At 62.3% G+C, this 223-nt stretch carries 1 protein-coding gene; it reads right to left on the bottom strand.

The genetic code is table 11. The features are described from left to right. The coding region (locus tag ABR397_RS24735; protein ID WP_350307975.1) for a hypothetical protein at positions 1-180 on the bottom strand (180 nt) is incomplete at its 3' end. Positions 181-223: the final 43 nt, after the last annotated feature.

The following is a 223-nucleotide window of genomic DNA, read 5'->3' as shown; positions in this document are numbered from 1 at the left end:
GACCAGCCGGACAGCCCGAAGCCGGTCTGAACGCGCTGCGTTGCCGGACAATCTTAATGTTAGCCGGTTCCCGGTGAGCATGTGGGGTGCAGTGAAAGGCAGACTGCGCGCATCCCTGCGCACAGACTGCCTGCCCACCTTCTGAGTGCCGGCGGTAAATGGTGGCCGCCCGGCCCTCAACTCAAGTGTTCTCTGTCAACACGGTTGCCGGTCAACCCCCATT

It is taken from the genome of Photorhabdus viridis (assembly GCF_040256935.1).
Taxonomy (GTDB): domain Bacteria; phylum Pseudomonadota; class Gammaproteobacteria; order Enterobacterales; family Enterobacteriaceae; genus Photorhabdus; species Photorhabdus viridis.
This window is presented reverse-complemented; position numbering and strand designations above follow the sequence as displayed.